Origin of the sequence: Runella defluvii, assembly GCF_014195535.1 — a bacterium.
GTDB classification, from domain to species: domain Bacteria; phylum Bacteroidota; class Bacteroidia; order Cytophagales; family Spirosomataceae; genus Runella; species Runella defluvii.
The window spans coordinates 51,176-77,453 of the sequence record NZ_JACIBY010000022.1 but is presented as its reverse complement, the minus strand read 5'-3'; the positions used below and the strand labels follow the sequence as shown (position 1 = coordinate 77,453).

The 26,278-nt window shown below is 40.3% G+C and carries 25 protein-coding genes; 18 read left to right on the top strand and 7 right to left on the bottom strand.

The window, feature by feature from the left end; translation table 11 throughout:
* Positions 1–140: 140 nt before the first annotated feature.
* From FHS57_RS29135 to FHS57_RS29110, 7 genes are all read left to right on the top strand, one after another.
* Positions 141–2,219: a copper-translocating P-type ATPase gene (locus FHS57_RS29135; RefSeq protein WP_183979919.1), complete on the top strand. Its 2,079-nt coding sequence runs from the start codon at positions 141–143 to the stop codon at positions 2,217–2,219.
* Positions 2,194–2,607: a DUF6660 family protein gene (locus FHS57_RS32125; protein ID WP_310587023.1), complete on the top strand. Its 414-nt coding sequence runs from the start codon at positions 2,194–2,196 to the stop codon at positions 2,605–2,607. Before FHS57_RS29135 ends, FHS57_RS32125 begins: the two co-directional genes overlap by 26 nt.
* Before the next feature lie 118 nt (positions 2,608–2,725).
* A complete protein-coding gene (locus FHS57_RS29130; protein WP_183979958.1) occupies positions 2,726–7,066 on the top strand; it encodes a CusA/CzcA family heavy metal efflux RND transporter in 4,341 nt (1,446 codons plus the stop codon).
* Positions 7,067–7,078: 12 nt separating this feature from the next.
* Positions 7,079–8,326: an efflux RND transporter periplasmic adaptor subunit gene (locus FHS57_RS29125; protein ID WP_183979917.1), complete on the top strand. Its 1,248-nt coding sequence runs from the start codon at positions 7,079–7,081 to the stop codon at positions 8,324–8,326.
* A 66-nt stretch (positions 8,327–8,392) separates the two neighbouring features.
* On the top strand, positions 8,393–9,124 hold the full coding sequence (locus tag FHS57_RS29120; RefSeq protein ID WP_183979915.1) for a ZIP family metal transporter: 732 nt from the start codon (positions 8,393–8,395) through the stop codon (positions 9,122–9,124).
* Between the two features lie 50 nt (positions 9,125–9,174).
* Positions 9,175–9,798 carry a cytochrome c biogenesis protein CcdA gene (locus FHS57_RS29115; RefSeq protein WP_183979913.1) on the top strand — a complete coding sequence of 208 codons (624 nt, stop codon included), beginning with the start codon at positions 9,175–9,177 and terminating at the stop codon, positions 9,796–9,798.
* Positions 9,799–9,810: 12 nt separating this feature from the next.
* On the top strand, positions 9,811–11,787 hold the full coding sequence (locus tag FHS57_RS29110) for a heavy metal translocating P-type ATPase (protein ID WP_183979911.1): 1,977 nt from the start codon (positions 9,811–9,813) through the stop codon (positions 11,785–11,787).
* 14 nt (positions 11,788–11,801) lie between these two features.
* On the opposite strand, the gene FHS57_RS29105 is transcribed toward FHS57_RS29110, so the two are convergent.
* Positions 11,802–12,227 (bottom strand): MerR family transcriptional regulator, encoded by a 426-nt coding sequence (locus tag FHS57_RS29105; protein ID WP_183979909.1) that lies wholly within the window; start codon positions 12,225–12,227, stop codon positions 11,802–11,804.
* A gap of 88 nt (positions 12,228–12,315) precedes the next feature.
* On the opposite strand from FHS57_RS29105, the gene FHS57_RS29100 reads away from it, so the two are divergent.
* From FHS57_RS29100 to FHS57_RS29085, 4 genes are read left to right on the top strand one after another with little or no spacing between them, the layout of a single operon-like run.
* Positions 12,316–12,606 carry a hypothetical protein gene (locus FHS57_RS29100; protein ID WP_183979907.1) on the top strand — a complete coding sequence of 97 codons (291 nt, stop codon included), beginning with the start codon at positions 12,316–12,318 and terminating at the stop codon, positions 12,604–12,606.
* Between the two features lie 35 nt (positions 12,607–12,641).
* Complete coding sequence (locus tag FHS57_RS29095) at positions 12,642–12,971, top strand: YnfA family protein (protein ID WP_183979904.1); 330 nt, start codon at positions 12,642–12,644, stop codon at positions 12,969–12,971.
* Between the two features lie 12 nt (positions 12,972–12,983).
* Complete coding sequence (locus tag FHS57_RS29090; protein WP_183979902.1) at positions 12,984–13,364, top strand: hypothetical protein; 381 nt, start codon at positions 12,984–12,986, stop codon at positions 13,362–13,364.
* Between the two features lie 31 nt (positions 13,365–13,395).
* Positions 13,396–13,971 (top strand): redoxin domain-containing protein, encoded by a 576-nt coding sequence (locus FHS57_RS29085; protein ID WP_183979900.1) that lies wholly within the window; start codon positions 13,396–13,398, stop codon positions 13,969–13,971.
* A 60-nt stretch (positions 13,972–14,031) separates the two neighbouring features.
* On the opposite strand, the gene FHS57_RS29080 is transcribed toward FHS57_RS29085, so the two are convergent.
* From FHS57_RS29080 to FHS57_RS29070, 3 genes are all read right to left on the bottom strand, one after another.
* Positions 14,032–14,241 carry a heavy-metal-associated domain-containing protein gene (locus FHS57_RS29080; RefSeq protein ID WP_183979898.1) on the bottom strand — a complete coding sequence of 70 codons (210 nt, stop codon included), beginning with the start codon at positions 14,239–14,241 and terminating at the stop codon, positions 14,032–14,034.
* A gap of 21 nt (positions 14,242–14,262) precedes the next feature.
* Entirely contained in the window at positions 14,263–16,479 is a 2,217-nt protein-coding gene (locus tag FHS57_RS29075; RefSeq protein WP_183979895.1) for a heavy metal translocating P-type ATPase, read from the bottom strand.
* Positions 16,480–16,567: 88 nt separating this feature from the next.
* A complete protein-coding gene (locus FHS57_RS29070; protein ID WP_183979893.1) occupies positions 16,568–17,758 on the bottom strand; it encodes a replication initiation protein in 1,191 nt (396 codons plus the stop codon).
* A gap of 877 nt (positions 17,759–18,635) precedes the next feature.
* Here FHS57_RS29070 and FHS57_RS29065 point away from each other — a divergent pair.
* The 4 genes from FHS57_RS29065 to FHS57_RS29050 all read left to right on the top strand — a co-directional run bounded on the left by FHS57_RS29065 (position 18,636) and on the right by FHS57_RS29050 (position 22,800).
* Entirely contained in the window at positions 18,636–19,637 is a 1,002-nt protein-coding gene (locus FHS57_RS29065; protein WP_183979890.1) for a hypothetical protein, read from the top strand.
* Between the two features lie 230 nt (positions 19,638–19,867).
* A complete protein-coding gene (locus FHS57_RS29060) occupies positions 19,868–20,350 on the top strand; it encodes a hypothetical protein (protein WP_183979889.1) in 483 nt (160 codons plus the stop codon).
* 877 nt (positions 20,351–21,227) lie between these two features.
* The gene (locus FHS57_RS29055; RefSeq protein ID WP_183979887.1) at positions 21,228–22,025 is read left to right on the top strand and encodes a hypothetical protein; all 798 of its coding nucleotides are present in this window, start codon (positions 21,228–21,230) and stop codon (positions 22,023–22,025) included.
* A 220-nt stretch (positions 22,026–22,245) separates the two neighbouring features.
* Positions 22,246–22,800, top strand: a complete 555-nt coding sequence (locus FHS57_RS29050) for a hypothetical protein (RefSeq protein ID WP_183979885.1) — start codon at positions 22,246–22,248, stop codon at positions 22,798–22,800.
* A gap of 120 nt (positions 22,801–22,920) precedes the next feature.
* Here the strand turns inward: FHS57_RS29050 and FHS57_RS29045 are convergent, their stop codons facing one another.
* The 3 genes from FHS57_RS29045 to FHS57_RS29035 are packed head-to-tail and all read right to left on the bottom strand — an operon-like array spanning position 22,921 to position 24,614.
* A complete protein-coding gene (locus FHS57_RS29045) occupies positions 22,921–23,403 on the bottom strand; it encodes a hypothetical protein (RefSeq protein ID WP_183979883.1) in 483 nt (160 codons plus the stop codon).
* Positions 23,400–23,783 carry a hypothetical protein gene (locus FHS57_RS29040; RefSeq protein WP_183979882.1) on the bottom strand — a complete coding sequence of 128 codons (384 nt, stop codon included), beginning with the start codon at positions 23,781–23,783 and terminating at the stop codon, positions 23,400–23,402. The genes FHS57_RS29045 and FHS57_RS29040 overlap by 4 nt, the downstream gene beginning before the upstream one ends.
* A gap of 6 nt (positions 23,784–23,789) precedes the next feature.
* Positions 23,790–24,614 (bottom strand): ParA family protein, encoded by an 825-nt coding sequence (locus FHS57_RS29035; RefSeq protein ID WP_183979880.1) that lies wholly within the window; start codon positions 24,612–24,614, stop codon positions 23,790–23,792.
* Between the two features lie 155 nt (positions 24,615–24,769).
* Between FHS57_RS29035 and FHS57_RS29030 the strand changes: the two genes are divergently transcribed.
* From FHS57_RS29030 to FHS57_RS29020, 3 genes are all read left to right on the top strand, one after another.
* A complete protein-coding gene (locus FHS57_RS29030) occupies positions 24,770–25,204 on the top strand; it encodes a plasmid mobilization protein (protein WP_183979877.1) in 435 nt (144 codons plus the stop codon).
* Positions 25,201–25,827, top strand: a complete 627-nt coding sequence (locus FHS57_RS29025; RefSeq protein ID WP_183979876.1) for a relaxase/mobilization nuclease domain-containing protein — start codon at positions 25,201–25,203, stop codon at positions 25,825–25,827. Before FHS57_RS29030 ends, FHS57_RS29025 begins: the two co-directional genes overlap by 4 nt.
* Before the next feature lie 116 nt (positions 25,828–25,943).
* A complete protein-coding gene (locus tag FHS57_RS29020) occupies positions 25,944–26,234 on the top strand; it encodes a hypothetical protein (RefSeq protein WP_183979874.1) in 291 nt (96 codons plus the stop codon).
* Positions 26,235–26,278: the final 44 nt, after the last annotated feature.

The window sequence follows — 26,278 nt, the reverse complement described above, 5'->3', positions numbered from 1 at the left end:
CCGAAACCACTTTGGTAACGGGTTGTTACGGGCTTTTTCAATTTTGGGGTTATTGACTATTTCCTCTGGATTTTGGCTGTTTTTTTTGAGTAGAAAAAAGAAAGTTACCCCTCAAACATCTCTTTCCAATCGCTAATACCATGGAACACTCACATCATCACTCGTCCAACGATACCAATAGGAATAAAGGCAATGCCAAAAAGATGGACATGAAGCCGATGGATCATTCACAGCACGACATGAGTCACGCAGGGTATGGGAGTAATCCGAAACACGGCGAAATAGGGCATAATCATTCAGCCATGATTGAAGATTTTAAACGGCGGTTCTATGTAAGCTTAGGATTGACAATCCCAATTTTAGTGCTATCTGACATGATTCAGCATTGGTTGGGCTTTCAGTTGGAATTCATGGGAAGAAAATACCTACTCTTGGCACTCTCGACGGTATTGTTTTGGTATGGCGGGAAACCATTTTTAGAAGGGTGTATGGATGAACTCAAAAGTCGTCGCCCTGGCATGATGACCCTAATTGCTATGGCCATTACTATTGCATTTGTATATAGTGTAGCCACTGTTTTCGGGTTTCAAGGCATGGATTTCTTTTGGGAATTGGCTACGCTGATTGTAATTATGTTATTGGGTCACTGGCTCGAAATGCGTTCAGTTGCCAATGCTTCCAAAGCCCTCGAACTTTTGGTACAGATGATTCCTGCCGAAGCTCACGTGATGCACGGGGAGATGATACACGATATGCCTTTGAAAGAAGTAAAACCAGACTTTCGGATTTTGGTACGCCCAGGCGAAAAGATTCCTGTGGACGGTACAGTTTTAAAAGGAGAAAGTTACCTCAATGAGTCCATGCTTACGGGAGAATCCGCCCCCGTCCTCAAACAAGTCGGTACGAAAGTGATAGCAGGAGCATTAAATGGTAACGGTTCACTCGAAATTAAAGTAGAGCAAACGGGTGAGGGTACGTATCTGGCAAAAGTGATTCAAATGGTGCAGGATGCCCAAAATACCAAATCAAATACCCAACGGCTGGCCGACCGTGCTGCATTTTGGCTTACCATTGTTGCCTTAGTAATGGGTTTTGGTACGTTGACGGCATGGCTTCTCATAGGCCAATCGTGGGCGTATGCCGTGGAGCGTATGGTTACGGTCATGGTTATTTCTTGTCCTCATGCTTTGGGTTTGGCGATTCCGTTGGTAGTAGCTATTTCTACTTCCCTTGCCGCCAAAAACGGGTTGTTGATTCGTAACCGCACTGCCTTTGAAAACGCCCGCAAGATTTCGATGCTTATTTTTGATAAAACAGGAACACTCACTACGGGTATTTTTGGAGTCACTCGTAGAGGAAGTTTTTTACCCAATCTTACCAAAAACGACCTTTTGGCGATTACCGCAGCGTTGGAACAAAACTCAGAGCATCCCATTGCCACGGGCATCATTACCGAAGCCAAAGCCCAAAATATATCCATTCCCCATGTAGAGGATTTTCAGGCAATCACTGGAAAAGGTGTTTCGGGTAAGGTTGGCGGAAAAAATGTATTGGTTGTCAGCCCGGGCTATTTACGAGAAAACAACCTCAATATTCCCGAAGGAGCAGTCGCTGATGCCTCTGAAACGGTCGTTTTTGTGTTGATTGATAACCAATTGGCAGGCTTTATTGCCCTTGCTGACCAAATCAGGGAATCGTCTGCCGAAGCCATTCAAATTCTTAAAAGCCAAGGAATTAAAACATTTATGCTAACAGGTGATAATCAGAAAGTAGCCGAAACTGTCAGTGAAAAATTAGGCATGACGGGCTACATTGCCGAAGTGTTGCCTCATCAAAAGTTAGAAAAAATAAAAGAACAACAGCAAAAAGGCGAGTTTGTGGCCATGACTGGCGACGGTGTAAACGATGCTCCTGCTCTTGCCCAAGCCGACGTAGGTATCGCCATCGGTTCAGGTACAGACGTAGCCGCCGAAACCGCCGATATTATTTTGGTAAACAGCGATCCAAAAGATGTTGCATCCCTGATTCAATTCGGACGTGCCACGCACAAAAAAATGATTCAAAATCTAATTTGGGCAACCGCCTACAACACCATAACGTTACCCTTAGCCACGGGTTTTATACCAGGAATAGTTATCTCTCCTGCCATTGGGGCTGTGTTTATGAGTTTGAGTACTATTATCGTGGCTGTTAATGCGCAGACATTACGGTTTAAGTAATTCCAATTTAGATGTAAATTGTCATTCTGAAACCCTGTTTCACAACATTTTAACTTATATTTGCCGTGTGAAAATTTTAGCTGTCATATTATCCATGTATGTACTCGTGCTTTCATGTCTGCCATGCAGAAATGATGCCTGTCATGTATTGAATAATGGAAAAATATCAACATCTCAAACCAACTACACCGACCATCAAGAAACCACCGAATCATGTTCGCCTTTTTGTGCTTGTTGTGGCTCAATCATTTCATTTGGTTTTCATTTTCCTGTATCAGTTCCTGACAATCAAACTTCCTTTTTTACCCAAAGAGTAAAAAATATTCTCCACGACGATTCTTTCTTTTCCAATTTCTACGGAAATATCTGGCAACCGCCTAAAATCTAATTTTAAAAGTCTTATTGCCATTTCCTCATGCTGATAGGTATCTATCGGCATGGATAATTATTTGTGGCATTTGCGGAACGCCGCTCGTATCAATTTTTTAAAATTAGATTCAAAAGAAATGTTAGATAAAATCATTCAATTCTCAATAAAAAATAAGTTTATCATAGGCTTATTTACGTTGGCACTGGTGTTGGTAGGTATCTATAACCTCAGCCGCCTGCCTATTGATGCCTTGCCTGATATTACCAATAATCAGGTTCAGGTCATTACCAATGCTCCTACATTGGCCACCCAAGAGGTGGAACAGTTTATTACCTATCCCATTGAACAAACGATGAAAACCATTCCCAAAACCGTTGAAATGCGTTCTTTCAGCCGCTTTGGATTAAGTGTCGTTACCTTGGTTTTTGAGGAAGATGTGGATATTTATTGGGCAAGAACTCAAATCAGCGAGAAACTAAAAGAGGCTGAACGGCAAATTTCCCAAAGCATAGGTACGCCCGAATTAGCGCCTATCAGTACAGGTTTGGGCGAGATTTACCAATATGTGATTTATGCCAAAAAAGGCTTTGAAAATCAGTATAATGCTTCCAAACTACGAAGTATTCAAGACTGGATTGTAAAACCGCAGTTGTTGGGTACACCAGGCATCGCAGAAGTAACAACCTTGGGCGGTAGCCTCAAACAATACGAAATTGCGGTTCAGCCCGACCGGCTGAAAAGTATGAACGTGACCATTACGGATGTTTTTGATGCCCTCGAAAAAAATAACGAGAATACGGGCGGAGCTTATATTGATAAACAACCGTATGTGTATTTTATCAGGGCCTTGGGAATGGTTAAATCTATTCCTGACATTGAAAAAATAGTAGTAAAAAATAACAATGGTGTACCGATTTTGATTCGTGACGTGGCAAAGGTGCAGGAAGGTTCAGCTTTGCGCTATGGGGCGGTTACCAAAGACGGTAAAGGCGAAGTAGTAGGCGGAATGGTGCTGATGCTCAAAGGCGAAAACTCGTCGGCGGTGGTGAATCGAACCAAAGAAAAAGTGGAGCAAATTCGCAAATCATTGCCCGAAGGCATTGCCTTAGAGCCATTTATTGACCGTACTAAATTAGTGAACAGTGCCATCGGAACGGTGCAAACCAACCTACTTGAAGGCGCTTTGATTGTAATTTTTGTATTGGTTTTATTGCTTGGAAATTGGCGTGCAGGTTTGGTAGTAGCCTCAGTAATACCCTTGGCGTTGCTTTTTGCTGTTAGTATGATGAATCTATTTGGCGTGAGTGGCAACCTGATGAGTTTGGGCGCCATAGATTTCGGATTGATTGTAGATGGGGCCGTCATTATTGTGGAGGCCGTTATTCATCGGTTGCACCTGAATAAAGAAGGGCAATTAACTGCCCAACAGATGGATGAGGAGGTTTTTGGTGCATCAAGTAAAATTAGAAGTAGTGCGGCTTTTGGCGAAATCATCATCCTAATCGTTTATTTGCCCATTTTGGCACTGGTTGGCACAGAAGGTAAGATGTTTAAACCCATGGCCCAAACGGTTACGTTTGCTATTTTGGGGGCTTTTATTTTGTCACTTACCTACGTTCCGATGGCTTCGGCTTTGTTTTTGAGCAAAACGATTAACCATAAAAAGACTATTTCCGATAAAATCATTAATGTCATTTACCGTTTCTACCAACCCATTTTAGACAAAGCCCTGCGCATGAAGGCTTTGATTTTGGGTATATCAGTCGCTTTGTTTTTCTTTGCTTTATTTGTTTTTAGTAGAATGGGGGGTGAATTTATCCCCACCTTAGAAGAAGGAGATTATGCTATTACCTTTCGAAATGCTAATGGAAGTTCGTTGAGTATGAGCATTGAAACATCAACCAAATTAGAGAAAATTTTGAAAACAAAGTTTCCCGAAGTGGTGGAAGTAGTTACAAAAATTGGCTCTGCTGAAATTCCAACCGACCCCATGCCTATTGAATCGGGAGATATGATTGTCATTCTAAAACCTAAAAAAGAATGGACAACCACCCAGGATTTCTACGAATTGGCTGATTTGATGAAGGAAGAATTGGAGCAAATCCCAGGGGTAGGCTTCGAGATTTCACAACCGATTCAGATGCGTTTCAATGAATTAATGACAGGTGTAAGAAGCGATGTAGCCATTAAAATTTTCGGCGAAGATTTAGAAAAATTAGCAGCTACTGCCACTACTGCCATTGGCTTAATTGGCAATGTTGAAGGCGTGGCCGATATAAAAGCAGAACGTATAACGGGGATGCCACAAATTACAGTGCGGTATAATCCTGATAAATTGGCTTTGTATGGCCTAAATGTAGGCGACTTAAACAAAGTAATCAGAACGGGCTTTGCTGGCGAAGCCACGGGCAAAGTATATGAAGGTGAAAGGCGATATGAATTGGTGGTGCGGTTAGACAAAGATTTTCGTCAGGATATTTCTAATGTAAAAAATATTTTTGTGAGCCTGCCAAATGGCAATCAGATTCCATTAGAACAAGTAGCGGAGGTAAGCATTGAGCAAGGCCCGGCCCAAATCAGTAGAGAAAACGGCAGAAGAAGAATCGTCATCGGGTTAAATGTGCGTGGTCGTGACGTAAAAAGCGTCGTCAACAACATCCAAGCCATCATAGACACCAAACTCAAACTCCCCGAAGGCTATTATGTAACCTACGGCGGCCAATTTGAAAATTTGGTCGAGGCCAATAAACGCCTTTCGGTGGCCGTTCCTGTGGCTTTGCTGCTGATTTTTGTGTTACTTTTCTTCACTTTCAATTCCGTAAAGCAATCTTTATTGATTTTTACCGCTATTCCCCTTTCTGCCATTGGCGGCGTGTTTGCGCTTTGGTTGCGTGGAATGCCGTTCAGCATTTCGGCAGGAATTGGCTTCATTGCCTTGTTTGGCGTGGCGGTTCTAAACGGAATCGTGCTGATTGGCTATTTTAACCAACTCAAAGCCGAAGGTTGGGACAATGTATTGGATAGAATCAGGGAAGGGACAAAAGTTCGTTTGCGACCTGTGGTCATGACGGCGGCAGTGGCCTCCATGGGTTTTTTACCCATGGCATTAAGCAACGGTTCAGGGGCGGAAGTTCAAAAACCATTGGCAACTGTTGTGATTGGAGGCTTATTAACGGCCACTTTACTGACGCTTATTGTTTTGCCGATTTTGTATTTATTGCTTGAAAAAGGCATAAAAACCAGCAAAAAAACAAACATTACATCGGCCATAATCTTAATTGGGTTGTTTTTGGGCGGAAATGTTCAGGCTCAAACTTCTCTCAATCTCCAACAAGCCATTGAGTTGGGTACTAAAAACAATGGCCTTGTGCAAGCCAATGAACTGGCCGTCAAGTTGCAAAATCAGCTAAAACCAACGGCGGTCGAATTGCCCAAAACCAACATCAATGCCATGCTTGGGCAGTATAATACCCGTAGTTTCGACCAAAATTTTAGCATTTCGCAAGGGTTTAGTCCGTTTCAGTTTCAAGCCAAAAGAGGCTTAATCAATGAATACATCAAAAGTAGCGAACTGAAATTGGTGGCTACGAAGTATGACATAGCCTTTCAGATTCGGCAGTCTTGGAACACCATTTTGTATCTCACTGCTCTGAATCAATTACTTCAAAAGCAAGATGAGTATTTACAAACATTCGTCAAAGCGGCCAGCCTCAAATTCAAAACGGGCGAGAGTAATCTATTGGAAAAAACGACTGCCGAAACCAAACAGCAGGAGTTGGTACAAATAATAAAGCAAAATGATGGTTTGATTGTGAGTGAAAAAATCAAATTAAAAAGCATTTTGAATCTCAATAATGATTTTACGCTTGCCGAAAATGAGTTTTTACCCTCAAAACTTTTTAGCAGCGATTCGGCGCTTATCACCCAAAACCCAATGTTACAAATAGCGTTGCAACAACTTGAAATAGCAGCGGCCAATAAAAACGTAGAGAAAGCCCTGCGAAAACCTGATTTTTCGGCGGGCTATTTTCTACAATCGCTCACAGGAAGCCAACAAGTTGACGACAAAGCGGTTTATTACAATGGAGTACCCCGTTTTCAAGGAGTAACCTTGGGCGTAAGTATCCCCATTTTTGGCAAAGCCAGTAAAGCTCGCATCAACGCCTCGGAAACGGATATTCAAATCCAACAAAAAAATGCTGAATACCTGAAAAATCAGCTCAATAGTCAGCTTTTGCAGCAAATTCAGGAACACAGGGTTAATCAATCGCTGCTTGATTATTTTACTCAAACGGCTTTGCCCAATGCCGAAATTATCTCCAAAAATGCCACCAAAGCCTATCAAAGTGGCGAAGCGGGTTATGTGGAGTACCTGCAAGGATTAGAAACGGTTTTGAGTATTCAGCGGAATTACTTGCAAGCCATTCTTAATTTGAACCAAAACATCCTCAATATCCAGTATTTGTTGAACAACTAAATTTTTGAAACAATGAAATTCAATATAAAAAATATTTTTTCAGTAAGCACGGCTTTTGCCCTTTGCTTTTTGCTCCTTTCCTCTTGCGACAAAAAAGCGGAAACCACCCAAGCCGAAGAACACCACGACGACGCAAAAAACGTGGTAGAACTTACGCCTGCCCAAGTAAAAGCGGCACAAATTGTCTTCGGCAATTTTGAAAAGAAAAACCTGAGCGAAGTCATCACAACCAACGGGTACACCCAGTTACCACCTCAAAATCAAGCGGATGTATCGGCTTTTATGGGCGGAATTGTCAAAACAATTGCCGTCATTGATGGGCAATATGTAAAAAAAGGACAATCACTTGCCACTTTTCAGAGTATGGAGTTTAATAACCTTCGCCTTGAAAAAGCAAAATTGACGGAAGAATTGCAACAAGCCAAAGTCAACAAGGAATTTTTGGATTTAGATTTTGCCCGACAAAAAGAATTGAGTGATGAAAATGTCACGGCTAAAAAAACGTTTCAAAAAGTCAGTTCAGAACTTGATTTGGTGAATAATAAAATAAAAATAACCCAGCAGCAAATCGAGATTTTAGAGCAAAACCTGCTACTCAGTGGTAATGGCAACTCTACTACTATTGTCATTACCGCCCCAATTTCTGGTTATATCACCGCCGTAAATGTAAAAATAGGGAGTAACGTTTCGGCGAATACTTCTTTGTTTTCAATTGTAGATAATTCAGAAATGTACGTTGAATTATTGGTTTACGAAAAAGACCTCTTTAAAATAAAAGTAGGGCAAAATTTACGTTTTGTACTTACTAATCAAGGCAATAAAGAGATTGTCGGCAAGATTTTCAGCATTGGCAAAGCCTTTCAGAAGGAAACGAAATCGGTGGCAGTCCGTGCCAATATTAATAATCTGAATATTGGTTTAATCCCAGGTATGTATGTCAATGCTTTGATTGATATTGGCAATAGTGATGTGAATACCCTACCGATTGATGCCATTGTAAAAGCCGAAGGCAAAGAATTTATTTTTATTCATGAAGCCGAAGAAAAACACGAACACAAAACGGGCGAAAAAGTCCATGAAGAAGATACTGGCGTGCATTTCAAGCGAATTGAAGTAAAAACAGGCACAACGCAATTAGGATACGTTCAGGTTACGCCTTTGGAAGCGATTCCAGCGGGTGCAAAACTCGTCACAAAAGGGTCTTACTATTTACAATCATCCATCGCAAACGCTGAGGGTGGAGATGAGCATGGACATTGAATAACCTAAACAAACAATGCCTAACAATCCATTTATCGCACTAAAAAAACGCTTTTTTTAAAGTTCATGACAAAATTTTTAGACGTTATCCTTTATGCACTAATCCCAGTCATTTCTATTGTTTTGGGGGGAATTGTGGGCTTATTCCGAAAACCAAGCGGAGTATTTCGAAGTTCGGTGTTACATTTTGCTGCGGGCGTGGTTTTTTCGGTGGTTGCCGTAGAGTTGTTGCCTGATATTATTAAAGAACACAAACCCATAGAGGTAGGCATTGGCTTCGGATTAGGCATTGTTACTATGCTTTTCATAAAATATTTCGCTGAAAAATTTGAATCAAAAAGCGAAGAAAATAGAAATGCAAAAGCTTTACCAATGGGACTGTTAATTGCTTTGGGGATAGATATGGTGATAGACGGTTTGTTGTTAGGCGTAGGCTTTGCCGCAGGAAATATTGAAGGTATTTTGCTATCAATAGCATTGGCATTTGAGGTCTTTTCATTGGGCTTAGCTGTTGTGCTGGCTTGCAGCAAAAGCAATATCTCTAAACAAAAGAACCTAATTATTTTATTCGTTCTGGGCTTAATGTTCTTTGCAGGAGCCGTTTTGGGAATTACTTTATTGTCAAGTTTATCACAAGAAATGCTTGAACTGGTTTTATCGTTTGGATTAGCTGCCTTGCTGTTTTTAGTTACAGAAGAACTACTCATCGAAGCTCATGAAGAAAAAGAAACCCTCTTACAAACCAGTATGTTTTTTATCGGTTTTCTTATCTTTCTTTTAGTAGGAATGGTGACATAACTTTTAAATGTTTGGAAGTCAAGAATCAGATACCCCCCAACAAGCAAAATATGAACCAAATCCTCATCGGCTCATTGATACTGAGCATTTTACACGCTCTGATTCCCAGTCATTGGCTACCCTTTGTCACCATTGGCAAAACGGAACGCTGGACCGAAAGCCGCACACTTACTGTAACAGCTTTGGCAGGACTTGCCCATACGATTAGTACCACTATTTTAGGGCTAATCGTTGGCTTGGCTGGCTACAAGTTAGCCGAAAATTATCATCAACTCGCTGAGAGTGTGATTCCTGCCGTACTGCTCATGTTGGGGCTTTGGTATCTGATGCAACACCTGCGACACCAACACGCCCACGAACACATTGATACCCAACAACAAAAGGGTAAATCATTCAAAACGCTCTTGTTCTCACTTTGCCTCGGTATGTTCCTGTCGCCCTGCATGGAAATCAACGCTTATTTCCTGAGTGCTGGGGCATTGGGCTGGCAAGCATTGGGTTTGGTGGCACTTATCTATAACTTGGTGACCCTCGCAGGAATGCTCCTCATGGTCTGGGTAGCTGGTCGAGGGTTACGACTTATCAATGCCCACTGGTTTGAACATAACGAAAATCTCATTACAGGGCTGACGCTAATTGCCTTAGCCATTCTCAATTTCTTTATCGAATTCTAACTGATTATTTCCATGGAAAAGAAAGTGCAAAATCATACAGATGATTGCTGCGAAAAGCCGATAGAAGTACAAACAACAACACATAGCGATAACGACGGACATGACCACGATGAAGAATCGGGTGAAGAAAACCTGCTGAAAAGCCGCTGGCGACTGTGGGTGAGCTTAGTCATTTTATTGGGCTTTGTGGCACTTACGCAACTTGCCAAGATAGAAGTCTCCAAACCCGTCGAAATCGCTTTGATGACGCTCGCCTACCTGCTGGCGGGTTACAACACCCTCGAACGGGCTTTTCGATCGCTACGACGGGGCGATTTTTTTAATGAGTTTACACTCATGTCCGTTGCTACGCTGGGGGCATTTTACATCGGCGAATACAGCGAAGGCGTTGCCGTCATGATTTTCTACGAAATCGGTGAATTGTTTCAAGATTTGGCCGTCAATCGCTCCAAGCGTTCTATTAAAGCCCTCTTGGATGTTCGTCCTGATACCGTAACCGTACTACGAAACGGAGCGCAACAAACAGTCAGCCCTGCATCAGTACAAATCGGTGAAACGATTATGATAAAGCCTGGCGAAAAAGTAGCCTTGGATAGTACCTTGCTTACTGATAATGCCAGTTTTAATACCGCAGCTCTTACGGGCGAGTCTCGCCCTGACACCAAGCGTACGGGCGAAGCAGTATTAGCAGGAATGATTAACTTGGATAAAGTGATTGAACTGAAAGTAACCACTGCTTTCAAAGATTCCAAACTCTCCCGTATCTTAGAAATGGTGCAGGAGGCTACTGCCCGAAAAGCACCTACTCAATTGCTTATCAGCCGTTTAGCCAAAGTTTACACACCCGTTGTTTTCCTCTTGGCCATTGCCATTTGCCTTTTGCCCTACTTATTTGTTCAAGATTATTCGTTCAATCAGTGGCTGTATCGAGGTATGGTGTTTTTGGTGATTGCCTGCCCGTGTGCGTTAACAGTCTCAATTCCATTGGGTTACTTTGGAGGTATTGGATTAGCTTCTCGCAATGGCATTTTGGTAAAAGGAGCTAACTTTTTAGACGTGCTAACCGAAATTAATACGGTTGTTTCAGACAAAACAGGGACACTTACCAAAGGCGTTTTTAAGGTACAGGAAGTAAAAACAAACCTTGGTAAAAGTAAATTTATAGAATTAACTGCTGCTCTCGAAAGTAACTCTACTCACCCTGTTGCCAAGGCTGTTGTAGAATATGCTAATGAGCAAAGCACAAAATGGCTACAAACAAAAGTAGAAGAGGTAGAAGAAATTTCGGGACATGGGTTAAAAGGGATTGTTGACAACAAAACAGTTTTGGCGGGTAATCTCAAATTATTACAAAAATTTAGTATCTCATACCCAGTTGAATTAGAGCAAATCGTTGAAACAATCGTTGTGGTTGCCATTGGCAATCAATACACTGGCTACATCACCATTGCCGATGAAGTCAAAGAAGATGCCAGCCAAACCGTCGCTGATTTGAAGGTGTTGGGTATCGAAACCGTCATGCTGTCGGGTGATAAAACAACAGTAGTCAAAAAAGTAGCCGACCAACTCGGCATTACCCAAGCCTACGGCGATTTGCTGCCCGAAGGAAAGGTAGAAAAAGTACAGGAACTTAAAAACCAAGGCAGAAAACTCGCTTTTGTCGGTGATGGGGTGAACGATGCTCCTGTGATAGCTCTCGCTGATGCAGGAATCGCCATGGGCGGCATGGGTTCAGATGCGACCATCGAAACTGCCGATATTGTGATTCAGAATGATCAGCCACACAAAATCGTGTCGGCCATCAAAATCGGAAAAATTACCAAATCAATCGTTTGGCAGAATATTTCGTTGGCCATGGGCGTAAAAATCGCCGTGATGTTGCTCGGTGCAGGTGGCATTGCTACACTTTGGGAAGCCGTGTTTGCCGATGTGGGTGTGGCTCTGTTGGCTATTTTGAATGCTTATCGGATTCAGGGTAAGAAAATATAAGATAAGAATATGTTCTATGATGCTGGCGATAGAGCGAACTTATCATCCGTCAGCATCATGCAGTTCGTTGATTCATCATTGGGCATACAGCAACTCAAACAATTATTAACTCCGTTCAGCATACTATTGCGTAGTTCTTGTAATGCCTTTATTTTTTCGTCTATAAGCGTCACTTTTTCAAGCATTTTTTGCGACACGTTATCGCACGAAGCTGTATTGGAGGCTAACAATGCTAAAAAATCTGCTGTTTCATTTAAGGTAAACCCAAAATTTTTTATCCTTTTGATGGCAAGCAGATTTTGAAGCGTTTCTTCCGAATATTCTTTATAGTTGTTGAACCGTCTTTCTTTACGTCCAATTGCAATCAAACCTTGTTTTTCGTAAAAGCGGATGGTGTCTCTGGACAAGCCTGTTTTATTTGACAATTCTCCAATTAACATTTTTTTAAAATATTTTAAAGTTTTGCTTGACCGTGGACTATACTCCACTGTTTACCTTTGCAAAGGTAATTTTAAAACATTCAAAAAAATGGAAAAAAGCGAAACAAAATTGAAGCAATCCAGCTTTAAAAAACTTGGCTGGGTAAGTATCGGATTATGTGGATTGTGTTGTACCTTACCTATTATCGGAACCTTTGCAGGAATTAGTTCATTAACAGCCATTGCTTTTTATATGGAGAAAATCGGTATAGTGACATTAGCTTTGGCAGGTTTTTTGTTTTTCTATTCATTTTACAAAAAGCAACAAGCAACAAAATCTTGTATGACTTCTTGTGATGTAAACTGTGATTGTAAAGAACCGAACACAATAAAATCGTAGGTGTATTGTGTTTGAGAGCCGTCAAATTCAAGCAAATGAGCTTTATAAAGGTAATAACAGTTTTTGTTTTGGCAGGTTTTTGTGAAATTGGCGGTTGTTATTTAATCTGGCTTTGGCTCAAAGAAGACAAATCTTTCTGGTACGGGCTATTAGGTAGTGCAATACTGGTGTTGTATGGCGTTGTCGCAACCCTTCAACCCAATAGCTTTGCCCGAACTTACGCTGCCTATGGAGGGATATTTATTATAATGTCCTTCCTATGGGCTTATAAATTTGACAATTTTAAACCTGATAAATTTGATCTTATCGGGTCATTATTTGTATGTGTCGGTATTTCGATTATTTATTTTGCTAAACGTCATTAAAACCAATCAAAGATGAAACAACTAACAATTCTTGGAATCGTCCTTTTGAGCTTTCAAGCGATGGCACAAAAAAAGGAATCTTGTTGCAGTGAAGATGCTGCAATGGCTTGTAAACTTACATCAGCCGAGTTTAAAGAAAGAAAAGCAACGATTATTGAAAATTTGAAGAAAGAAATCGTTGAAACTGTTGAACTTAAAAACGGTATGAAATATGCCTTCAAAGATAGCGATGAGACGATAGCTATGTTGGCTGATTTTATAAAAACAGAAAGACAATGCTGCGATTTCTTTAATTTTGGACTTTCGGTTTCTGCCCAAAAAAAGTATGTATATTTGGAACTGACTGGACCAAAAGGCGTAAAAGACTTTATCAAGTCAGAGTTATCGCTGTAAATTATCACAATACATTTCAACCCATTTGGTTATGAAAACCTTATTAATTTTTGTTTTAAGTTTTAGCTTTTTTACGAGCGACACTCCAACTGCCCCATTTTTGAATAGTAAAGCGATTGCTTTTGAGTTGAAAAACGTCAATGGTGAAACCATTTCAATGAACAGTTTTAAAAACTCAAAAGGCATTATCCTAACATTCCTTACCAACAATTGCCCTATTGCCAAAATGTATCAAAATCGGGTGAAGGCATTACAGGAAAAATATAGTAAGTTGGGTTTTGTTGTGGTAGCCGTTGACCCCGCCGATTCGATGGAAGATATGAAAAAAGTTGCCTCAGAAAAAGGCTTTAATTTCTATTATTTGCATGATGCTAATCAAAAAACCTCGTTTTCTTATGGTGCAATCGTCAATACGCATACATGCATTTTGGTAAAAGAAAAAGATGGTTACAAAATCGTTTATATTGGTGCAATTGATGATAATAGGGACGAAAGTAAAATTACCGAGAAGTACATCGAAACAGCAATTGCATCCATTTTGGCAAAAGAAGAAATAAAAGTGACTACCACTACCGCCAAAGGATGTGTAATCACTTATCGAAAATAGGACAATTCTCAAAATATCTAAAAACTACAAGAGGGCTAATAATCAGCCCTCTTGTAGTTTTTAGACGAGTTCAATCTCAAATCCAGCTTGTTTAACCGTCGTTTCTACGAGTTCGCAAGTCAGGTCTTCACCCACTACTGTCAGGATTTTATCAGGATTGGCAGTATCTACTTTCCAGTTTTCTACTTCTTCCAGTTGATTCAGAAAGGGAGTCACTTTTGCCACGCACCCGCCGCAATTGATATTGGTTTTGAATTGTAAGGTTTCCATTGGATTGATTGTTATGATTGTTTAAAAAGTTTTGTATTTGAGTCTAAGGCTATTAGCTACTACCGATACCGAACTGAGTGCCATGGCCGCCCCTGCAATCATAGGATTGAGCAAAAAGCCATTGACAGGATACAGCACCCCCGCCGCCAGTGGAATTCCAATAAGGTTGTAAATAAACGCCCAAAACAGGTTTTGATGAATGGCGACTACTGTCCATTTAGAAAGGCGAATGGCTTGGGGTATTTTCTGCAAATCGCTCGAAATAAGCGTCATTTTGGCCACGTCCATGGCAATGTCTGAGCCTTTTCCCATGGCAATGCTCACATCGGCTTGGGCCAAGGCGTGAGAGTCGTTGATACCATCACCGACCATCGCTACTACCTTGCCTTGACTTTGCAGTTCCTGCACAAAGGCCGCTTTATCGGCAGGCATAACCTGCGCCTTAAATTCCGAAATACCGACCGCCATAGCTACTTTTTGCGCCGTGGCAGCATTGTCGCCCGTGAGCATATACACTTCAACTCCATCTGCTTGCAATGCTGCTACGGCCTGCGCCGAAGTAGCTTTAATGGGATCGGTAATACCGAAAATAGCCAAAATCTGCTGTTCGTCGGCAAAAGCAATCACCGTCTGCCCTGCTTGTTGCCACTGCTCAACGGGCAAATTCACCACAGGAAAGCCCAGTTCGTTTATCCAGGTCGGGCTTCCTATGCGATACCATTTTCCTTCCACCATAGCCTGTACGCCTTTACCCGTCAGATTTTCAAACTGTTGGACGATGGTTGTCTGAACGCCTTCGGCCCGTAAGTGTTTGACCACCGCCTGCGCCAATGGGTGGGCTGATTGGCTCTCAATGGCAAGAACAATTACTTTAAGTTCCTGTGAGTCGGGTAGCAACCATGACTGATTGACTACCGTAGGTTTTCCTTCGGTGATAGTGCCAGTTTTGTCCAAAATAACTGCATTGATCCTATGTGCTAATTCCAAACTCTCGGCATCTTTTATCAAAATTCCGTTTTCGGCTCCTTTTCCTACGCCTACCATAATAGCCGTCGGAGTCGCTAATCCCAAGGCACAAGGGCAGGCAATGACCAGTACTGTTACGGCTGCCAACAAACCCTGAGTAAAGGCATTCTCCTGACCCAAAACGACCCAAGCAAGCAGGGTAAGTAACGCAATACCTATCACAACAGGTACAAAAATCCCCGCAATTTTATCCGTAAGTTTTTGAATAGGAGCTTTACTTCCCTGAGCATTTTGAACCATTGCAATGATTTGAGCCAGCAGCGTTTCACCACCCACTTTTTTAGCAATAAATCGAAAGCTGCCCTGCTGATTGACAGTGCCTGCATATACTTGATGTCCTTTACTTTTTTCGACAGGAATCGGTTCTCCTGAAATCATGCTCTCATCTACAAACGAAGTACCCGATAATACTTTTCCGTCCACGGCTATCTTATCACCTGGCTTCACAATGATTCGGTCGCCTACCCGTACTTCACTAATCGGGATTTCTCGTTCTTCGCCATTTTCAATAATCCACACTGTGCGGGGTTGCAATCCCATGAGCTTTTTGATGGCCGAGGAGGTGTTGGCTTTGGCTCTTTCCTCTAACAGTTTACCGAGCATGATAAATACAATGACCACAGCCGCCGCTTCGTAATAAACGTGGGGGTGTAGGCCACGGTTGTGCCAAAAATCGGGATAAACCGTATTGAAGAGGCTGAACAAATACGCTACCCCTGTACTGAGGGCTACCAGCGTATCCATGTTAGCCTTCCCATGTTTAGTCTGTTTCCAAGCATTGACAAAAAAAGACCTTCCAAACACCACTAAAACGGGAGTCGAAAGTACCAACATAAGCCAATTAGCATAAGGAGTGTCCATAAAAAACATCCCGATTATGACCACAGGCAAGGTCATTACTCCCGCCCATATTATCCTCTTTTTGAGACTTTCGTAGTGATTAGCCTTGATTTCAGCCTGTTTAGTCGAAGCATTTGCAGTATCCAGCAAATCATACCCAACCGCTTGGAGCGACTTTTTGAGTGCCTGCATGGTAGTCTGCGACGAATCGAAGGTGATTTTGGCAGACTCATTGGCAAAGTTCACGGCAGATTCCAATACCCCTGTTTGTTGGTTCAGGATAGTTTCTACGCTGTTGGCACAGGCGGCACAGGTCATGCCCGTTATGGGTACGATATGTTGCTGTGTTGCTTGATTGATAACCGTTTTCATGATTATTGTTCATTTGACAGCACAAAAATACAGCCTACTGATGGGTGGGCTGTTACAAGATTTTCGGTAAGATTTATAGAATTTTATGCTATATTGCCTTTGTCACTTTCAACCCAAATCCCTCGTCTAATTCAAAGTATAGCAAAAATCCTCGTTGTTTAGATTCTTGTTCCGTAACTTCAATGTGCGAGCGAATAGCAGAGAGTGAGCGTAATGATTCAGCATGGTAGGGAAACATACGGAAGAATTCTTTCATCATCCATTCTACATCAGTTATCATATTGAACTGATTGACTAAGGCTGTGCCTTGGAATTTGGCAACTAATTCTCCATAATGAATCTTATTGGCTGCATTACCCAAGAGGCGGTCATAAAATTCATCGGCGTGTTTTCGTAGCCGAGTTTTATAGTCGGCTGTTACTTGCTCAATGTATTTGTCCACGTCCACGATGGCTTCTCCCCTACCCTGCTTGGCTTTCTTCTCTTCCAGGATCTTCACGTTTTTCTTTTCCCACACCCAAAACCGTATGCCTGTTACTCGTGGTTTTTTTGATTCTAAATTATTACCAAGTAGTTCATATTTTACAAACAAGTCCGTTTTCTCGTTTATCTCGTGAATGGCTGGGTCAATGACGTGCTTCTTTAAAGACGAAAAACGTGAATAAACTGCTTTATTGAAGCCCAATTTTTCCTTGAATGACTTCAAATCTACGTCAATGGGGCGACCATAATTCTTCCAACTACTAAAAAAAGGAAATAGCTTGATAGACCGAGTAGTTTGTAGCGCAAATACGTTCTTCTTGAAGAAACTAAAATTCTCGGTTTCTTTTACTTGCAAAATCTGTTTGGCTAAGTCATGCGAGATGTATAGGTCTATCTTCCCTGAATCGTGCTTATGTACACTCTGTGAAATAATCGGTACGATGATGGTCTCTCGACCTTCTATCCATTCTACAAGCGTAGTTTGAAGCATTTTAATCGAGTCAATCAAATACGAATAGCCCGATGTATTGGTAGTTTGGATACTTTTTAAGAAGTCTTTAATTTCGAGTGTTAGTACAATGTTTGTATTGCGGCTTAGGTTTTCTAAGTCGGAGGGTTTTAGGCGTGAAGCAATTTCGTAGAATAACTTTGGAGTATATACTTCGTTAATCTCCGCTTTTTTGCTTTTCGACAACTGACGTATAAAGGTGGGCGTTGCAATGGGGTTATTCAGAATGACCACATCGGAATTATTCTGCAAGTCTTCAATGTATTCTGAATTGGTCTTCTTTGCCATTACGAGTATGATTGGATTTAGAATTCAAGCAAACATAGAAAAAAAGTAAATACACTCAAAATACATTTACATTGTTACTTTATAAGTATATTGATTATCAGTCAATTAACCATTATTCAGTAATGAACGGATATACATTATCGCCAAAAATGTATATTACCTCACACCAGTATTCATTTTTTGGAGTTGGTCACGGCAGTTTTACATGAATGGATATACATTTTATCCTGAGTTATCAACAATAAATTTAATTTAACTATTTGTTTATCAGATCAATAACTACTTATCCACACATGAATGAATATACATTTTATCCGTTTGGGGTTTATACATGAATGGATATACATTTATACATGACTCAATATACATTTTCACATGAATGGATATACATTTATACATGACTCAATATACATTTATACATGAATGGATATACATTCTATGTTTTATAAACTATTAAAAATCAGGCAATTACAGCCACTTTTAGGACTTCTAAAAAACTATTATATAAAAGCATTTAAAAACCTTCCTTAAAAAACTATATAAAAAAGATATTTTTGATTTTTGTTCTTTTATTTTTTGAATCAATGGGGAAAAGAAAAATTTATTAAAAGGATGTCACAAAAACTAAAAGTTTAGTTTTTGTATTGACTTTAAAGATAAAGATACTTTAAATTGATAAAATAAACAAAATTATTTATTGCTCGACATGAATGAATATACATTCTTACAAGAGAATCAAATCGAACCGCCGATGCGGGGGTAATTTTGAACCGCAACCAGAGGGATAAATAAGTGATTTTTAGATATTTAAGTGCTTTTTTCAATCAACATTCGTTCGTACTTTTGAATTGTAACAAACACTTTAACACTTATCACAATGAAAACAGCATCAAAAAATGCCAGTAAAAATCTATTGTCTCATGCTACGAATTGGGACAAAATCTGCTTTCCTGTTGAAACCGTAGCCTTAGAAGGACTTTTGCCCGAAAACTATAACATTATAGCGACTGACCGCCAACAAGCGATTGTAGGCCAAAAGGCAGACGGTAGTAACCAAGTTTTCGCTATCCAGAGCAAAAGCTACTCTTTGATTCCTAATTCGCTCATTAAGTCCGTGGCCGACGAGTGCTTAGGCCTTGATTATGAACTTAGCATTCGGTACAGCTCACAAGGTGAGTTTTCGATTGGGATTGTACTGCCTGATTCGATGGTAATTGGTAAAACTGGGAATGATACCATTCGGAAACAATTGACTTTTACGAACTCTTACAATGGGAAAACGCCTTTTACCATTCAGGGGCATGAAATGCGAGGTATGAAAAGTGCCGTCATGAGAGTTTCGTATTATCGCCAAATATGCTCAAACGGAATGATGGGTTGGGCCGACGAGTTTATTTCATTGGATGAGTATTTGCGCTGGCTCACAAACGGGATGCCTGCTAACGCCAAGGTAAAAGGGCTCGAAGAACGATTTGAGAAAAATGAAGAAGAACAATTCCTTCGGATTTTCTCGCACAAAGGCATTAACTTAGACAAGTTTCAACAGTTCTTAGTGGGTTTGGTCAGCGACTTTTCCCAAACTAAGAAAGAAAGCAGTACTTCTCAGGTGTACAACTTAATGACGGATTTACAAGTAACAGATTTGGACGAAGCAACCGAAATTGTACGAAAAGTCGGCATTCCTAAAAAGTTAGTAGCGGCGGCTTTGGAGCGAATGGAATTAGAGCAAGGATTGTTGGGAAGCTCCGCCAATGTTTGGCTGTTTTATAATGCGGTGAATCACTCTCTATTTAATCAACCAACCTCTATGAGCGTGCAAGACAGATTCTATGCTGATGAAAGGGTGTTTCATGGTTTGCTAACAGCATATCTTAACTAATAAGATATTTTAATATTTACCTATCTTAATATGAAAATAATTAAGGTTTTCTTGATTTTCTAATACTTCAAAAAGTAGCTTGATTTTACAAGCTACTAAAATCGGGAATCAGGGGGTAATTGAAAAATGTAAAACAATAGGTGATTAGAAGTTGATACTAACTTTCTGATAATGAGAAAGATATTTTAGTATTTAAGTATCTTTATATCAAGATAATAAACTAAAATCCAATGAGAAAAACAAAACGTGTGCCTACCCTTTTGAAAAAGGAATTCCAATTAGAATTGATTCACTTCGGCAAAAGTAAGCTGGAAGAATTTGCCACTGCCATTGCTGAAAAGGTAGAAAGTGGTGAGGTTAATCCTGTGCTTGCGGAATCTTGGCTCTACCGAATTGAGTACATTGCCAAGCAAGCCCGTGAAAAAATCGCTCAAACTTTGCAAGATGAATTAGATCGTTATCCTGAAAAAATTCCTGCTGCTTATGGATTGGCTTTTACCCGAAAGGCTACTTCGACACGCTACGATTATTCGGCAACGCCTGATTACAAACGCTTGAAGGACGATGTGGCGTTGATTGAGCAATATGCCCAGAAAGCCGAAAAATCGAAAACACCAGTTCAACTCTATGATGAAGACGGGACTTTTAGATTCACCATTCATCCAGCCAGTAAGATTCAAAAATTCGGGTATAGTCGTGAAATCGTTGATTAAATCATCATGCCCAAACGCTGAAACAGCCCGATACCGTCGGGCTGTTATTTGTCATACGATTGATATGGTTCTCAGAAAAGGACTCGTAGGAAAGGTGATTCCTAATCAGAAACAAATACTGCTTGCGAACCACAGGGTTACACCCGATTTTGAGTTCGTACCAGACATCAATCCTGATTTATCCTTTTTGGTTTTTGAATCTGAGATTGCGTTTTTGTAATCTCAGATTTAGATATTTTTCTATTTTGATACTAAAATACTGGGCTGCTTTTTTGAGAACGAAAAAAAAACGTATAAGGATATGAGTTCACAACCTTGTACGCTGTCAAGAAACCAAGGGGAAGCCTTCAAAATAAGTTCAGCTTTGCTTTAAACACATTTTGAAGGCAAAATACACACCAAAGACATTCAAGCCAGACACGCACAAAACCCCTTCTCAACTCAATTGTCTGACTTGAAAATCTTTGACCCAAGCGCAATCATGGGGAAAAATCACACCAAAGCCCTTCAAATCAGATATGCACGAAGCCCCTACGCAAATCTTTTGTCTGATTCGAAAACCTTTGACCTAAGCACAATCAAGGGGAAGCCTTCAAAATAAGTTCAGCTTCGCTTTGAACACATTTTGAAGGCAAAACACACCAAAGACATTCAAGCCAAACACGCACGAACCCCCTACACAGGTCAGTTGTCTGGCTTGAAAGTCTTTGACCTAAGCGCAATCATGGGGAAAGCTATAATCGTCTAATCAAATGGTAGTTAGAAGTTTTATAACTAATTGATTATCAGATATGAATTGTTTTTGTTGTGCTTTAAAATCCGTATTTTTGGTAAGTAATCAAAGATAAGTTATTCTTTCACTTTAATCATTTTCATCATGTCAGCAACTGCAATTTCTCCTGAAACTACCACAGTTTCAACTGCTCTAACTGTAAACGGTACGCAAAGACCACTTCAAGAATTGTTCCCTAATTTATTTGAAACGTTAGTAGATGAAGATACAGGTGAGGAGACGCTCGAACCCAAAATCATTTACATTGAAGGAAGACCCAAGATATACCGCTTTGATGGAAAAACAGGGCGTTTCAATCTCGATGGGAAAGAAGATTTAGGGACAGAGTTTTCTTTTCAACCTTTTGCTTGGCGGCTTTTCAGTGGTGGATTATTCGACCGTAAAGAAAGTACACAGTGGGTTGAGTTCTTCTTTTTGGACGCTGATTTGTGTGTCAGCACGATTATGTTTAACAACACGAGCGCTATTAACTTCAAAGAAGCCCGTGAAAAAATAGTCTATCAGCGTAAGAAATTTGAAGACTTAAAGTTCGTATTAAAAGCCGAAAAGAAGGATTACGAGATAACTCTACCCGATGGAAAAACGCAAAAAGGCAACTACTTTGCCGCAACTTTTCAATTTGAAGAAGGTGATTTAGGATTTCGGAAGTTAGGGCGAGATGTGGCACGAGCCTACAATGTGTATGGAGTTGTTACCCTTCAAAATACCGTTACTACCTTCCTATCTGACTGGTTTCCCAAACACCTAATTTATGGACTTCCCTTAATTGAACCACCAAAGGAAGAAGTTAGAAGCGAACCATTACCAGTAGTTGAGCCCATACCTGTTGAGGAGGTACAAATCGTTTCAAAATCCAGCTCTAAAAAATCGTCAAGAAAGTAAACCAACACGAAGGTAAGGCTTAACTGCTTTGCTTTTCGTTGGTTGGGAATCAAGGGGTAGAATCCAATTTAAAACGAATGGTAGTTAGAAGTCTAAGGTAAATGCTTGATTATCAAGTTAAATATAAAAATATCTAAATAGTTAGGTATCTTTATAGTAAGCTAATTACTCAAAATGGGGCAGTTATTAGCACTTTGTTTCATCATTAATCAATCACAAAATGAAAAATTTATTACTCAAAATTACAGTTATTTCTCTGGTCTTTTCTTTAACAATTCAGGCTCAGACCGATTCAACTAAACGCTTTACTTTATCGAATGCAGAGGCCATGGTGGGCTTGGGACTTCACCCTACTGGCAATATGTACGGCTTTCGATTAGGATTGAAAGATAATCTAAACCCTAATCGAGATATACGAGTATGGTTCAATTCGACCAAATTGATTGGCGACAATACGACCCGTCAAATATTAGCTGGTGTAGGGATAAGGAAAAAAATCCTTGAATTGCAAAGTGGCGTGTCTGGTTTTTGGGGTTTGTCCGTTTTTGGTGGGCACGAGAAAAAATCCAGCGAGTACCAGGTATTAGGCTTTGTGGTCGAAGGGAAGCAATCCCGCTTTGTTGCTGGCATTGAGGGAAATGTAGAAGCTGAAAAAGGACCAATTGTTATTGGTTTTCGTTACCGAGTTAGTCCTTTATCACTGGCTGAGAAAAGTTATGCGCTTGTTTCCTTCGGGTATCGTTTCGATGCTCAGTTATTTCGATTGAAAAAATAATCCAAATCGAAGCCCCAAGCGATTTGGTTGAGCCTCTGAAAAGGAGGCTCTTTGCAGGGAGAATCAGGGGGTAAACGCTAATAACCGAATAATAAAATAGAAAAATATCTAAATAGAAAACTACTCAACTATTTTATTCTCCTCTTCCATGGCCTCCAATAGTTGCTCAAATTCAAATAACTCAGCTTTTCGTTCTTTACGCTTGGCTATAATTTCTTCCAAGTTTTGTTGAGCTTGGCTTACCGAGGCTTGAATCTCCTCATTAGAAAATAGCGCAAAATGCTGTTCTGAATCATCACTTGCAAACTCGGAATGTTCTTCAATAGGTAGAGCCGCTGGTTTTAGTTTCTGACCTATTAAGCTATTTTGATAGGAAACTATTTTAGTATCTAAGTCATCTAACCGTGAACTAATGATTAAGTCATCCGTATTTTTGAATGAGCCACCTTGTTTAGGCTGAAAGAATGTGAAGGTTTCGGGAGTAGGTCTTTTTTTCTTAGTTCGTTTTGAAACTTTGAAAAAGCCCAAGAGCAGAGCCGCCCAGATTACAATTATCAATATGGCACCGACTAAGTATAAACTCAACGAGATTTGTAACATCATTGGGTTTTAGCTTGAAAATAATCTGCCATTTCTGCTAAAAAATCATCAGATTCGCTTTTTTCAACAGCTTTGGCATGAAGGAACTCAACATATTTCTGCATTGAAATCTCCACACCATTCCGCAATGCCAACGAGTATTTGATTTGTAACCACTCCGAACGGAATTGCTCATCTAATTTTAGACCGATGTGAAATACCTTTTCGGATTTTACCTTTACTGCCTGCTGAGGCTTGGGTTTTATACTTGTTTGGTAAGTAGATACCCGCCGATTGAGGGTCTCGTCGTCAAAGTCCATTTCTGAGATGGCAGAAGGGGTTTGGCTTTCTGCCTTCTTTTGTTTGGACAATCCTGTTTTGAGGGTTTCGGGTAGTTGTGGCATGGATATTTAACTATTTTGATAATTAGATAGCTTAATAACTTCCTCGGTGAACCGTGCAATACCATTGAGATACTGACCGCCTTTGAATAGGATAGGAGACGAAATGGTTGTCCACATCTTGGCACGGTCAAAGCCAGTGTCGGCATCATTCAATCGAGTTTCAAGAAAGTCAAATGAAACGCCCTTGGCAGCAAACTTGGTTTTTAATTGCAATTCAATGAGTTCGGCTTTTTTCTGAAACGTGAACTTATATTTGTTCCAAAAGCAATGAAATTGGGTTGAGTCCGAAAGATGTCCTTGCTTCACATGGTCGGCTAAGGTTAGACAATATTCAAGCGAAGCCATCACATCAATGTTTTGCGTTGTAAAAGGGACGAGAACCAAATCGGCAAAACGGAGTGTACGAACAATACTTTCGTCAAACCTACCACCCAAATCAAAGAAAACAAAGTCGTAGGAGTCACTGATTTTCTCAATGTCCAATTCGTCTAATTCCGATTGCTCAACAGTGTAAATCGGATAAAAATCAGTAATACTGCGTTGTTGATTGTGGCGATACCGTTCATAAATGGCTTGGTCGGCTGCTGAAAGCTGAGAGGCAAAAAGAGCTTTTTTGACCTCATCAAAATCGTGACATTTTTGGCTGATATTTTGGTAAATGGTTTGTTCTCGATGGCGCAGGCTGTCAATAGAAAACTGCGGAGCATCAGCATCAATCACCAAGACCCGTTTACTCAATTCGTAAGTTAAGTAAGACGCTAAAATGGTCGTGATAGTAGATTTTCCTGTTCCACCTTTGGAAGTGTGTACACAGATGATTTGAGCCGACATAAATTTAGTAAATTATATTAAAGTTGCTAAAATAAATAAAATAGTTTATTTAATATTGTTTTTGAATTGAGATAACTCGAAATTAGTTCGATAAAGAGGAAAGAATTTAGGAATGAAGGGGAAACTTTAAAGGTTAAAATCAGAATAAGCAAGTTATGTTTTTGGCAGACAAAAAAAGGGTAGAAGAAACAGACGAAGGGTTAAAATCCAAACTCAAAAAATCGAAAATTCCAGTAAATGGCCGCCCTAAAAAAGACGAAACGAAAGTAAGGAATAGGCGACTTACTGTACGATTTACGGAGGCTGAATGGGACTTATTGAGTAAACAAAGTAAAGCAAGTAACCTGAGTAGGGCTGACTTTTTGAGGCAATGCAGTATGCAAAATAAGCCCTACTTCCCTGTGCAACAATCGTTACCGACGGATGTACTTGCTTTACTCAAAAACCTTGAAAAGTTATCAGGAACGATGTTGCAAATGAGTCACAAAGTAAGCCACGAAAAAACTATTTCAACGGAGATAAAACAGACTGCTTTGCAGGTATCTAATATCGTTCAGCGTACTTATGACTATCTGGAAGAAACCTTATGATTGGAAAAGTAGCCTCTATCGGAACGAGCTTCTTGGGAACACTGGAATACTGTTATTACACCACTCGCCCCAATCGAAGCTTGGACCGTTCACAAGTAAGGGGTGAATTGGTCTATTTTCAGCACGTACCTGTTTCGACAGTCAATGATTCAAGGCAGGAACAAGGGGCAAAAGAGATTTTTCTAAATCTCGAAAAAATGGCAGAACGGATGCAGCGAACAGCGGGTATGAATCGTCGTATTGAGAAACCCGTTTGGCACCAGGCTTTTTCGTTTCCAGTAGGTGAGAAAGTTGATACCGAAACGATGGCCGAGATTTGTCAGTTGTTTGCACAGCGTTTCGGCATGGAAAACAACCAACTTGTTGCTTTTCGTCATGCTGATAAAGACCATGATCATTTTCACATCATTGCCAACAGAATCAGTTTAGACGGAAAAAATACCGCAAAAACTCGCTTCAATTTTTTAGAAATGGGTCGTTTTTGTAGGGAAATGGAGCAACATTATGAGCTTACGCCAACTACTCAAATGAAGCGAGTTACTTGGAAAGAACAGCAAAGTGCTGATACCAAAGATGTTACGGAAACGATTAATTCTAAACGTCTAAAAGTGCGCTTTGGATAATCTTATTAATTTAAGAGGAATCTATTTGGATAAAAAAATCACCTATTAAACCCTATTTTTTGGCAAAATAATTTACTATCTGTATATTTAGATATTAAAATAGCTAAATATTTCCAATGGAAACAACAACATTACCAATTGAACAAGCACCCAAACGACGAGCCGAAGCATTGGGATTTCAATTGGTTCGAGTACAACAGCAATCGGCAGATGTGTATCAGATTTTCGACCCAACAGGGCATTTGTGGCAAATCAGACTTTGTGATGAATGGGACGAAGACCCAAACTGGCAACGTTGGAGCGAAGCCGAAAAAGATGCCTTGTTCACCTTGGCAATGGATGAATACTACGGCTCACTTTTTTGGGAAGAAGGCGGAGACTTAGGAATCATGCCCTGTTTAGAATAGGCATGAAAATAGTTTGTACCCATTCGGGTATAAATCGAAAGTAT

Excerpts from the sequence above, each read along its gene's own strand:
- FHS57_RS29135 (WP_183979919.1), top strand. The coding sequence starts at position 141 with ATGGAACACTCACATCATCACTCGTCCAACGATACCAATAGGAATAAA.
- FHS57_RS32125 (WP_310587023.1), top strand. The coding sequence starts at position 2,194 with ATGCGCAGACATTACGGTTTAAGTAATTCCAATTTAGATGTAAATTGT.
- FHS57_RS29130 (WP_183979958.1), top strand. The coding sequence starts at position 2,726 with ATGTTAGATAAAATCATTCAATTCTCAATAAAAAATAAGTTTATCATA.
- FHS57_RS29125 (WP_183979917.1), top strand. The coding sequence starts at position 7,079 with ATGAAATTCAATATAAAAAATATTTTTTCAGTAAGCACGGCTTTTGCC.
- FHS57_RS29120 (WP_183979915.1), top strand. The coding sequence starts at position 8,393 with ATGACAAAATTTTTAGACGTTATCCTTTATGCACTAATCCCAGTCATT.
- FHS57_RS29115 (WP_183979913.1), top strand. The coding sequence starts at position 9,175 with ATGAACCAAATCCTCATCGGCTCATTGATACTGAGCATTTTACACGCT.
- FHS57_RS29110 (WP_183979911.1), top strand. The coding sequence starts at position 9,811 with ATGGAAAAGAAAGTGCAAAATCATACAGATGATTGCTGCGAAAAGCCG.
- FHS57_RS29105 (WP_183979909.1), bottom strand. The coding sequence starts at position 12,227 with ATGTTAATTGGAGAATTGTCAAATAAAACAGGCTTGTCCAGAGACACC.
- FHS57_RS29100 (WP_183979907.1), top strand. The coding sequence starts at position 12,316 with ATGGAAAAAAGCGAAACAAAATTGAAGCAATCCAGCTTTAAAAAACTT.
- FHS57_RS29095 (WP_183979904.1), top strand. The coding sequence starts at position 12,642 with ATGAGCTTTATAAAGGTAATAACAGTTTTTGTTTTGGCAGGTTTTTGT.
- FHS57_RS29090 (WP_183979902.1), top strand. The coding sequence starts at position 12,984 with ATGAAACAACTAACAATTCTTGGAATCGTCCTTTTGAGCTTTCAAGCG.
- FHS57_RS29085 (WP_183979900.1), top strand. The coding sequence starts at position 13,396 with ATGAAAACCTTATTAATTTTTGTTTTAAGTTTTAGCTTTTTTACGAGC.
- FHS57_RS29080 (WP_183979898.1), bottom strand. The coding sequence starts at position 14,241 with ATGGAAACCTTACAATTCAAAACCAATATCAATTGCGGCGGGTGCGTG.
- FHS57_RS29075 (WP_183979895.1), bottom strand. The coding sequence starts at position 16,479 with ATGAAAACGGTTATCAATCAAGCAACACAGCAACATATCGTACCCATA.
- FHS57_RS29070 (WP_183979893.1), bottom strand. The coding sequence starts at position 17,758 with ATGGCAAAGAAGACCAATTCAGAATACATTGAAGACTTGCAGAATAAT.
- FHS57_RS29065 (WP_183979890.1), top strand. The coding sequence starts at position 18,636 with ATGAAAACAGCATCAAAAAATGCCAGTAAAAATCTATTGTCTCATGCT.
- FHS57_RS29060 (WP_183979889.1), top strand. The coding sequence starts at position 19,868 with ATGAGAAAAACAAAACGTGTGCCTACCCTTTTGAAAAAGGAATTCCAA.
- FHS57_RS29055 (WP_183979887.1), top strand. The coding sequence starts at position 21,228 with ATGTCAGCAACTGCAATTTCTCCTGAAACTACCACAGTTTCAACTGCT.
- FHS57_RS29050 (WP_183979885.1), top strand. The coding sequence starts at position 22,246 with ATGAAAAATTTATTACTCAAAATTACAGTTATTTCTCTGGTCTTTTCT.
- FHS57_RS29045 (WP_183979883.1), bottom strand. The coding sequence starts at position 23,403 with ATGATGTTACAAATCTCGTTGAGTTTATACTTAGTCGGTGCCATATTG.
- FHS57_RS29040 (WP_183979882.1), bottom strand. The coding sequence starts at position 23,783 with ATGCCACAACTACCCGAAACCCTCAAAACAGGATTGTCCAAACAAAAG.
- FHS57_RS29035 (WP_183979880.1), bottom strand. The coding sequence starts at position 24,614 with ATGTCGGCTCAAATCATCTGTGTACACACTTCCAAAGGTGGAACAGGA.
- FHS57_RS29030 (WP_183979877.1), top strand. The coding sequence starts at position 24,770 with ATGTTTTTGGCAGACAAAAAAAGGGTAGAAGAAACAGACGAAGGGTTA.
- FHS57_RS29025 (WP_183979876.1), top strand. The coding sequence starts at position 25,201 with ATGATTGGAAAAGTAGCCTCTATCGGAACGAGCTTCTTGGGAACACTG.
- FHS57_RS29020 (WP_183979874.1), top strand. The coding sequence starts at position 25,944 with ATGGAAACAACAACATTACCAATTGAACAAGCACCCAAACGACGAGCC.